The 10,725-nt window shown below is 36.0% G+C and carries 7 protein-coding genes; 3 read left to right on the top strand and 4 right to left on the bottom strand.

From position 1 onward, the window contains the following. Positions 1 to 192: 192 nt before the first annotated feature. The 3 genes from HHL23_RS19765 to HHL23_RS19755 are packed head-to-tail and all read right to left on the bottom strand — an operon-like array spanning position 193 to position 2,631. Positions 193 to 1,230: a patatin-like phospholipase family protein gene (locus HHL23_RS19765; RefSeq protein ID WP_169236474.1), complete on the bottom strand. Its 1,038-nt coding sequence runs from the start codon at positions 1,228 to 1,230 to the stop codon at positions 193 to 195. Between the two features lie 4 nt (positions 1,231 to 1,234). Then, a complete protein-coding gene (locus HHL23_RS19760) occupies positions 1,235 to 2,038 on the bottom strand; it encodes a phosphatidate cytidylyltransferase (protein WP_169236473.1) in 804 nt (267 codons plus the stop codon). Next, positions 2,035 to 2,631, bottom strand: coding sequence for a CDP-alcohol phosphatidyltransferase family protein (locus tag HHL23_RS19755; protein WP_169236472.1), 597 nt, complete (start codon positions 2,629 to 2,631; stop codon positions 2,035 to 2,037). Before HHL23_RS19755 ends, HHL23_RS19760 begins: the two co-directional genes overlap by 4 nt. 152 nt (positions 2,632 to 2,783) lie before the next feature. Here HHL23_RS19755 and HHL23_RS19750 point away from each other — a divergent pair, with 152 nt between their 5' ends. Together HHL23_RS19750 and yidC are read left to right on the top strand one after the other, a co-directional pair. Further along, positions 2,784 to 4,391 (top strand): CTP synthase, encoded by a 1,608-nt coding sequence (locus HHL23_RS19750; RefSeq protein ID WP_169236471.1) that lies wholly within the window; start codon positions 2,784 to 2,786, stop codon positions 4,389 to 4,391. 180 nt (positions 4,392 to 4,571) lie between these two features. Further along, positions 4,572 to 6,368 carry a membrane protein insertase YidC gene (yidC, locus tag HHL23_RS19745; protein WP_169236470.1) on the top strand — a complete coding sequence of 599 codons (1,797 nt, stop codon included), beginning with the start codon at positions 4,572 to 4,574 and terminating at the stop codon, positions 6,366 to 6,368. A gap of 479 nt (positions 6,369 to 6,847) precedes the next feature. Here the strand turns inward: yidC and HHL23_RS19740 are convergent, their stop codons facing one another. Beyond that, a complete protein-coding gene (locus tag HHL23_RS19740) occupies positions 6,848 to 7,432 on the bottom strand; it encodes a ribonuclease HII (protein WP_169236469.1) in 585 nt (194 codons plus the stop codon). 313 nt (positions 7,433 to 7,745) lie between these two features. On the opposite strand from HHL23_RS19740, the gene HHL23_RS19735 reads away from it, so the two are divergent. Further along, positions 7,746 to 10,721, top strand: a complete 2,976-nt coding sequence (locus tag HHL23_RS19735; protein WP_169236468.1) for a SusC/RagA family TonB-linked outer membrane protein — start codon at positions 7,746 to 7,748, stop codon at positions 10,719 to 10,721. The last annotated feature ends 4 nt before the right edge of the window (positions 10,722 to 10,725 follow it).

Raw genomic sequence — 10,725 nt, 5'->3', positions numbered from 1 at the left:
ATTCCTATAAGACCTCAGAGATCAAACAAAAGAAATATAGGTAAATATAGAGCAAGAGCTAAACCCATAGTCTCTAAAAATCAAAAGGATAGCTTGTGATATTTTACTATCTTAATGACATTGGGCTAAAGCCCGTTTACTGAAAATGAAAATCATACAATTTGGCTTTAGCCGAAATATTTTTGGAAAACATCACCCGCGAATAGATTTCATTGTTTGATCATAACCATACTGCCACTGCATTTCCATGTCTTTTGCAAACTGTTCGTATGTTTTTGGAAAAGAAAAATCAATCTCAAATTTTCCCCAATTGATTCCTTTTTTAAGATAATGTCCTTCTAAATCCTGTTTGATATCCGTTGTGTCAATCTGGAAATCCACTGAAAGTTTTTCAATCTCTAAAAGTCTTTCATTACCACTGAAGCCAAGCACAGCCCGGACAAAAGCTTCTTCAACCGAGCTGTATGCCTGCTTTTTTTCAATAATGATTTCATCGGCAAGATGGTGAGCCAGTTCAGCAGGAATAAGATCAATTGCTCCGCCTGCAAAATATTTTCCCTGAAGATAAACCGGTTTTACATAAAACATATCGGAAACGGAAATCCGGGTACTTTCCAGTAAAGGAATATCCGTTTTGATGACCGGAAGTTTTTCTACCGCACTGTTCGTGAAATTTTCAGTTCCGATGATGATCTTTTCAGGATCAATTTTTTCTGCAGTCTTTTGATCCGTCAAAATAATTTTCCGATAAAGCTTTCTGCCGTTTCTTTCCTGTCCTGCTTCTTTGGGATCAAAAAGTATTTCTGAACCGATGATTACTGTTGGAATTTCTTTTGAAAACTGAATATTTTTTAATGAAGGAAAAACTTCGGACAGATCCTGAGGCATTTCGACAAGGTATCTGCCAAAGACATCTTCTATGAAAGGGGCGCTTCTTTTGTCCAGTATTTTTTTAAATGAAAAAAGCCCAATTTGGGTAAGTTTTTTATGCATTGTTAAAACCGTTCCTGATACAAACCGGAAGTATTCCTCTGACTTGAGGTATTTCTTTCTGGAATTGTTGTCTGGAAAAGCATTAATAACATTTGCGGCAAATGCTCCTCCGCAGGAAGCGATCAGTATATCAGGTTTCATATCCAATTCTTCAAGGGCTGCAAACATTCCGAGATAAATCATCAGTCTGGTTCCACCTCCTGAAAATAGTACGGCTCTTTTAAATTTTTCTTTCATGATTTTAACTTTTTACAAGAAGAGAAAGGATCCAAAAGAATATAGGCGCATTGAAGATCAGACTGTCCATCCGGTCAAGGAGGCCGCCATGTCCGGGAAGGAGTGTTCCGGTATCTTTTATATTGGTTTTTCTTTTTAAATAAGACATAAAAATATCCCCGATAAATCCTGAAATGCCCAGAATAGTTCCCAGAATTGTATTGACCAAGATATCTGTTTTCAATAAGAAGAAACCTAAGATATTGCTCAATATTATAGTAAGAAAAACCCCACCGATAAATCCTTCCAAAGTCTTATTAGGACTTATTTTAGGCGTGATTTTATGCTTTCCGAAAAACTTACCCATCAGATATTGAAAAACATCATTGAGCTCAGTCACAACAACGATGAAAATGATGGAATTCAATCCGGAAACGGTGTCTCTGATAAATGAGAGATGAGGAAAAGTAAAAAGACAGACTAATAAAGCTGTGAATACTCCATAAAGCAGCTTTAAAGGTGTTTTTAAAAGGAAAAAATACAGCAGAACGATGACCGACAAAATAGCACCGTAGATAAAATAGTTTTCAATGGTGAAAAAATACAAGAGAAAAAACTGTGCAATTCCAACACATAATGATGGAATAATACGGTTTGAATTTATTTTAAATAATCTTAAAAATTCAAAAAAAGACTGGAAGCTGATCCACGAAACAAAAATTTTCATGACGAGAGGATGTGAGACTCCCAGTGCACAAATGAGGATGATATAAATCCACGTTTTTACCCTTAAAGGAACATCTGCAAATTTATTTTCTTCAGGCTTCATGCAAGGGATCTCTTTAATCTGATATAGGTGCTGATTGTCAACAGAATAATAATAAGCCCGAAAATATAGGGTGAAATTCCTGAAATGTCTGCTCCGAAAAACACGGCTAGACCATAAATTCCTAGGATCAGAGCACGGTCGCTTTTCCCCATAGGGCCGTCGTATCGGCGTTCTTTTCCTACGACTTTTCCGATCAGACCTGAAAATTCATTGATGACACTTAATATAATAAGGATAACAATAAGGTAGAGGCTTTCCGGCTGGAATTTTAATAAAGGAAAAAAGATGATCACATCAGAAACAATATCACCCACTTCATTTAAAACTTCACCCAATTTGCTGGTCTGATTGAATTTTCTGGCCATCATTCCGTCCAATGCATTCAGGGCCATTCTCAGTAAAAGTCCTATTGGAAGGCTTAGGAAGAACCATTTGGAGAGATCCCCATTCCAGAATAGGATGCCTATAATAACAGATAACAATATGGAAGCTACCGTAATTTGATTGGCTGTGATCTTATTTTTATGCAGTAATAATAAAACCGGAGTAAGCAGCTGCTGAAATTTTGGTTTTAATTTATATACGGAAATCATGATGGTTATAGCTTTTTGTCATTGTGTTTATCAAATATAGGTAAATTTTTTAATCAGAATTTATAATTGATGGAGCAGGGTTTTTCCATTTTCAAAATTTAAAAAATTGCTTTGTGTCTCTTTTTCCCATAACTTTGCACAAACCTAATCTAATGAGTAAAAAGAATACAAAGTACATCTTTGTGACAGGAGGTGTAACTTCATCTTTGGGAAAAGGAATCGTGTCTGCTTCTCTGGGACTTTTATTAAAATCACGTGGTTTTAATGTAACGATCCAAAAACTAGATCCTTATATTAACATCGACCCAGGCACACTGAATCCATATGAACACGGAGAATGCTATGTAACCGAAGATGGCGCAGAAACGGATCTGGATTTAGGCCACTACGAGCGTTATCTTGATGCTCCTACTTCCCAAAACAACAATGTTACGACAGGGAAAATCTACCAAACGGTTATTGAAAAAGAAAGAAAAGGAGATTTCTTAGGAAAGACTGTTCAGGTAATTCCTCATATCACCAACGAGATCAAACGCAGAATCAAAATGCTTTCCAAGCAGAACTACGATATTATCATTACCGAGATCGGAGGAACTGTAGGGGATATTGAATCTCTTCCATACATTGAAACGGTACGCCAGTTGAAATGGGAGCTTGGTGAGAAAAATTCTATGGTGATTCACCTTACGCTGTTGCCTTATCTGGCTTCAAGCGGCGAATTAAAAACAAAACCTTCTCAGCATTCCGTTCGTCAGCTGATGGAAAGCGGAATCATGGCAGATGTTTTGGTTTGCAGAACAGAACACAATATTCCAAAAGATCAAAGAGCTAAACTGGCTCAGTTTTGTAATGTTTCTTTAGATAATGTGATTGAATGTAAAGATTTGGAAACGATCTATGAAGTTCCCATGTATCTTCAAAAGCAGAATTTTGATGATGTCGTTTTAAAAGAACTGGATCTGAAAAATGATAAAGAAGCTGATCTTAAAGACTGGAAAACTTTCCTTAAAAAATTCAAAAATCCTAAAAGAACGGTAGAAATTGCCTTAGTAGGAAAATATATTTCTCTACAGGATTCTTATATTTCTATTGCTGAAGCTTTCAAACATGCAGGGGCAAGTCTTGAAACTGAAGTGAAAGTAAGATGGGTATACAGTGGAGATATCACCGCTGAAAATATTAAAGAAACTTTAAATGGTGTGGACGGAATCCTTATTGCTCCAGGTTTTGGCGATAGAGGAATTGAAGGGAAAATACTTACTGCCCAGTATGCAAGAGAAAATAAAGTTCCGATGTTGGGAATTTGTTTAGGAATGCAGATCATGACTATAGAATTTGCAAGAAATGTTCTTGATCATTCAAAAGCCAACTCCATGGAATTTGATACTTCTACACCGGATCCTGTGATCTCTATCATGGAAGAACAGAAAAATGTAGTGGATAAAGGCGGAACAATGCGTCTTGGAGCCTGGAAATGTTCACTGAAAAATGGTTCTAAGCTATATGATATTTACGGAACTAAAAATATTTCTGAAAGACACCGTCACCGTTATGAATTCAACAGTGATTATCTTCAGGAATTTGAAAAGAATGGCTTCTTGGCGACAGGTACAAACCCTGAAACAGGATTGGTAGAGGCGCTTGAAATGCCGGATCACCCGTTCTATGTAGGAGTGCAGTATCACCCGGAATATAAAAGTACAGTAGCAACGCCACATCCTTTGTTCAGAGCTTTTATCAAGGCTTGCGAAAAGAAATAAGGTAATACTATACCATAAACGTCTTACCATAAACTCAGGCTGATTATTCTCAGCTTGAGTTTATTATATAGTAACATGGTAATGCATAGAGTTTTGATAAAAAAACAGTATTTTTGTCAGCTCAAAAAGTACATCATTGGTGTACTTTGGTTAAATTTAAAATTTTAATATAAAAATAAAATGCAAGAAAACAAGGGAATCGATAAAAGTCAGATGATCAGTTTTGCGGTTTTATGTCTGGTTCTTTTCGGATTCATGTTCTATTTCCAGAACAAGCAGTCGAAAGAAGAGCAGGTAAAAGCTCAGGAACAGAAAACGGAGCAGGTACAAAATGCTGTAAAACAGACTCAGGCCAACAATATCAATCCAAATGTAACTCCTAGTGCCATTCAGACAGCCAGTTTGAACAACAAAGAGCTGAATGTGGAATTCTCAAGCTTAGGAGGACAGGTTTCTAAAGTACAGCTTTCGGAATACAAAGCATATGACCATAAAACAGATAAAGCAGACCTTCCTCTTTATCTGATTGATAAAAAGAATTCCAACTACGGCTTTCAGTTTAAAGATAAAACTGGAAAAGTAATCAATACTAAAGACTTAGTTTTTACACCGGCTGTTAATGGAAACGCTGTAACAATGACTGCAAATTACAATGGTGCTGTTATTCAGTTTATTTATACATTACTTCCAAAATATACACTGGACTTTAAGGTAAGAACAAAAGGACTTGCTGCTATTACTTCTGATAATAAAGCGGACTTTATCTGGGATTACAGTGTAAGAAACCTGGAAAAGGGTAGAGCACAGGAGCAGTCTCACTCAGAATTTTCATATGCGTTCAATAATTATAAGGATTATGATTATGATGGAAGAACAGAGATGAGTGAAGAAAAAGAAACGCTTAACTGGATTGGTGTAAAACAGCAGTTTTTCTCTTCTGTAATCGAAGCTAAAAATGGCTTCACCCAGAGTAAAGGGAATCAGGAAGCAATTGAAGAAGGGGAATATCTGAAGAAACTTAATTTTGAAGGATTTGTTCAGATGACTGGGAGCGAATTGAATCAGGATTTTACCTGGTACTTTATGCCGCTTGATTTACCGTTGTTAAAATCTTATGATAAAAACTTTGACGAAATTTTACCATTAGGATGGTCTTTCATTGGAGGAATGAACCGTTATTTCTTTATGCCTATGTATAATTTCATCGCAGGATGGGGACTTACAGCAGGTTGGGTGATCTTTTTAATGACGATCATTGTGAAGTTGATCTTATCACCCATTATGTATAAACAGCATAAGTTGAGTGCGATGATGAAAGTTATTCGTCCCGAAATTGATGAAGCTAACGCGAAATTCAAGGATGCGGATCCAATGAAGAAACAGCAGGCTACCATGGAAATCTACCGAAAGGCTGGGGTTAATCAGATGGCGGGATGTCTTCCGGCACTGGTGCAGATCCCGATCTTCTATGCCTTATTCCGTTTCTTCCCGAACTTTATAGATCTTAGAGGACAAGGATTCTGGTTTGCAAAAGATTTGACGGCTTATGACGATTTGATCAAACTTCCATTTAAAATTCCTTTCTTAGGAGATCATTTAAGTGTTTTTGCATTAGCATGTACAATCGTAATCTTGATTTATACGGTAATGACTTCAGGAAATATGCAGCAGCCTCAGCAGGAGGGGATGCCGAACATGAAAGTGTTGATGTATATCTTCCCGATCACATTCCTGTTTTTCCTTAATACATCGGCTTCTGGTCTTTCATGGTATTATTTTGTATCGAATGCGATCAACATTTTAATTATTCTTGTTATTAAATACGTGATACTGGATGAAAAGAAAATCCATGCGCAGATTCAGGCGAACAAAGAAAAACCAAAGTCAGAAGGTAAGTTCCAGAAGAAAATGAGAGAAATGATGGAGAAAGCTCAGAATCAGCAGCAAATTCAAGAGCAACAGAAAAAAAAGAAATAAGATAATAATTTATCATAACAAAAGAGAAGCAAATTACTGCTTCTCTTTTTTGTTTTTCTTGATGTAATTTTAATCACAAAGTTTTGGAACGGGTTGATTCATGTGTGGACATGGTGTACCACAAGGACAGATTTGTCCGCCCATAATCTGCTTTAACTGATTTTTGCTAATTAATTTAGCATTTGCAATTTTTGTAAGGTTTTTCATATTTTAATATTAAAATTGTTTGTTACATTTCTTGAAAATTCAAAAAATTGTATAATGTTTGTAAATCAAATATAAGTAAAATATCTATTTCAAATATTTTTATTTGAATTTTATCAAATTTTATATGGTAATGACTTTAGGAAACAGGCAGCAGCCTCAACACGAAGGAATGACAAATATGAAAGGAATGTATTTATTTTCCTGATTATATTCCTATCCTTCCGTAATATATCAGCATCTTGCCATTCTAATCAGAAGATAAAAGCTTCTACTTAATCATATTTAAGTCTGAATGACTGTCTGTGATGTTTTGTAGGGCCATACTTTATTAAAGCCTGTTGATGAGCTTTTGTGGCATATCCGAAGTTGGTGTTCCAGCTGTATTCGGGATGTTCTTCATGGAGTTCGATCATTAATTTATCCCTGTAGTTTTTGGCCAGGATAGAAGCTGCTGCAATAGAGAGTACTTTTGAATCTCCTTTTATGATACATTGGTGAGGAATAAAATTATAGGGATGAAATTTATTTCCGTCGACCAAAATAAGCTCGGGTCTTATCGTTAACTGATCCAAAGCCCGGTGCATAGCATGAATGCTTGCATTAAGGATGTTATGCTCGTCAATGAATACAGGAGGTAGCTCTGCAATAGCGTAGTTTTTTACATTGTCTTTAATATAGCTATCCAGTTCCATTCTCGTTTTGAATGTTAACTTCTTGGAGTCATTAACCAGATTTTGCTTAAAACTGTCGTCTAAAATAACGGCAGCAGCAACAACGGGTCCGCTTAGGCATCCTCTTCCTACTTCATCACACCCAGCTTCGATGTAAAGATCTGTCCATTTTTGTAATAAATCCATGAGTTTATTTATATCATATCATAAAAGAATCGTAAAATTAGTGAAAATTGTATTTAATCAGGTATGCGTTTTTTTTAGATATATTTTGGTTTTAATAAATATATTGCTTCTATTTAACACAATGGTTGTATTGTATTTAATCCAGATGTTTTTGTGTTATTTTAAGTAATATATTCTTTTTGTTAATATATTTCTAAGTATTTGGTTTCTTGATATGATGTTATTAGTTAATTTAAATATTTTTAACGAAATATTTGGTGATTTTAAGAAAGTTTCACATATTTGCAATCATAAAAAAATAATCAATTTAAACATGAAGAAATTAACAACAAGTGTTTTGGTGGTAGTTCTAACTTCGACTTTTGCAATAGCAAGTGGACAGAAGCGAGATACTGTTAAGACGACGGAGATTGGTGAGGTAATCATGACCGGAGCCATGAACAGAAAAATGAAGCTGGATGCTCAGACTTCAACGGCTGCCGTTATTAGTAAAGAAAAGCTGACACAGGCTGGAGCTCCAAATGCTATTGCGGCTTTAGCAAGTAAAGTTCCGGGACTTACTATTAATAAAACAAGCAGTAGTGTTGATGGTACATATGATATCAAAATCAGAGGTTCGAGAACATTAACCGGAAGTACTGCCCCGTTAATCGTTATTGACGGTGTGATTTCTTCTATGAATATTTTTCAGTCATTACCTTCTGATGCGATCGAATCTGTTACTACTCTATTAGGTCTTCAGGGTGCTGCTCTATATGGATCTCAGGGTGTAAATGGTGCGATTATCATCACAACTAAAAAAGGAAGTGGTTCGAGAAAACCAAGAATTAGTTTTAACAGCAATGTGGAATTCGAAAATGTACTTTTTACCCCTAAAAGACAACAAAAATATGGTCAGGGTTGGTATGGAGATAGAATCCACGTTGAAAATGGTTCATGGGGACCAGCGTTTACTGATCCAGCTTATGCCGGGCAAAATGTAGCGATTGGTGTTCCTTTTTATGATGTGAACGGCGATGGGGTTATTTCTGTTAATCCAGATGGAGATGTTCCTGCTGCAGATGCAGCAGCATCTGTTTTTGCTCCGTTTGCTGCAAGAAGCAAGGATAACGCCAAGGAATTTTTTAATACGGGATTGAATTTAAATAATACATTGAGCATAAGTGGAGGAAGTGAAGGTGCCTATGCGGGATTGACAATTAACCGTCAGGACAGAGAATTTATCGTTGCGGATGATAAATTGAAGAAAACCTCTGTAACGTTGAATGGAGGTTTTAAAATGGATAAATTTACTTTAGATGGATCGGTGACGTATATCAACAGCTCTGTTAATACAACGGATCCTGCTTTATATAGAAATCTTCTTCAATCGGCTCCTGAAATTCCAATTACGGAATTCATAAACAGCCCGAATCCGTATGCATGGACCTTATTTTACACTAATCCATACTGGACTATGAGAAATGTAAGGAATACTACAAAAACGGATATTTTAAACGGAACGATTTCATTAGGTTATAAATTTAATGACCATATTTCCATTACCAATAATGGAACAGCCCAAATGACTTCGACGGATATACTGAACTATAATAATGGATACGTTCCATCAACTGCAACGCCGAGAATTGTGTCAGCTCCTAATCCGATTACTTCGACATTTTTGCAGTCTAATGCAGTCAATAGGTATTACTATAATGACTTAATGGCTAATTTTAATTATGACTTTACAAAAGATATCAACTTTAAATTAACATTAGGGTACAACGTTCAGCGAACAGAATTGAAAACCACCAGCGTAGGAGGTAATGGTATCAAGATTCCGGGGATTTATCAGTACTGGAATCTTACGAATCTGACCAATCCATATAGATTGAATAACAGAAGGTTTATTGATAACAGGTATGCCTATTTTGCCAATTTGGATCTATCATACAAAGATTATTTATATGTGAATGGTACAGCACGATATGAAAATTCATCTAAGCTGCTTCATTCTGATAAGAGTCAGCCAAGTGAATCTGGATACTTCTATTATTCAGGTGGGGTTTCCTTTATGCCTCTGAAAGCCTTCAATATTGAAAGTAATACCATAAGTAGATTTGTTATCAAAGGATCTCATACCAGAGTAGGGAATGATCCGGTAAATGTTTTCGCAATAGAGGATACAGTTGTTTTAGGTGCAGGTTATCCGTTTGGTACAGGTCCTTTAAGTTTTACCAACAATCAGACTCCTACAGATACCAATATCAGACCTGAAAAAGTAACCAGTAATGATATTAGCTTAGGTTTAGGATTCTTAAAAAATAGAATTACCTTAGATGCCAGTGTTTATCTTCAGACTACGAAGGATTTGATTACTAATCAAACTACATCATCCGCGTCTGGATTAAGATTTACTCCTGTTAATATAGGTGATATCCGTAATAAAGGAATGGAGGTAAGTTTGGGGTTGGTACCTATTAAAGGGACTGATTTTTCATGGGACTTAAATCTGGCATGGTCAATCAACAGAACCAAAGTAATTGAGCTGGCTAACGGACAGGATGAGGTCAATCTTACTACAGGAGGCATTGCCGGTATTTTTGCAGTTAAAGGGGAGGAATTTCCAATGTTGAAAGGTACGGCGTATATGAGAGATGAGCAAGGCAGAATTATCATTAATCCTGACAATGGAAATCCTTATATCAGTAATAAATATGTTAACTTCGGTAGAGTAACGCCTAATTATACATTAGCATTAAATACGAATTTTAAATATAAGAATTTTGGTTTCTATGCGGTTCTTGATTATAGAAACGGTGGTAAATTGTACTCAGGAGCTATGAGTGGATTGGCATTCAGTGGAAACTTAGAACAGTCCGCGGAATTTGACAGAACTCAAGGGGGTTATATTATCCCAAATTCTGTGTATATGAATTCTGCAGGGCAGTATGTTGAAAATACATCCATAAAATCCGGAGGAAATGATTATACAGGTTTGCCGGATTATTACGGGAAAATATATGGAGGGATTGCGGAAAACTTTGTTATAAGTGGTACAGCATTCAGAGTTAGAGAATTAGGGGTGTCTTATACCTTAGGTGCTGATATGGCAAGATCAATTGGGCTTTCAGGATTAAGTTTCAGTGTGTATGCAAGAAACCCATTCTATAAGTTTGCAAAAGACAATAAAGGATATTCTGATCCTGAAGGATCGTTTGGAACAGGCAATATAGCTGGTCTTACAAATAATAACCAATATCCATCAACTAGAACGGTAGGTTTTACCACCACTATTAATTTTTAAATAA

Origin of the sequence: Chryseobacterium antibioticum (assembly GCF_012927325.1) — a bacterium.
In the GTDB taxonomy this organism is placed as follows: domain Bacteria; phylum Bacteroidota; class Bacteroidia; order Flavobacteriales; family Weeksellaceae; genus Chryseobacterium; species Chryseobacterium antibioticum.
This window is presented reverse-complemented; position numbering and strand designations above follow the sequence as displayed.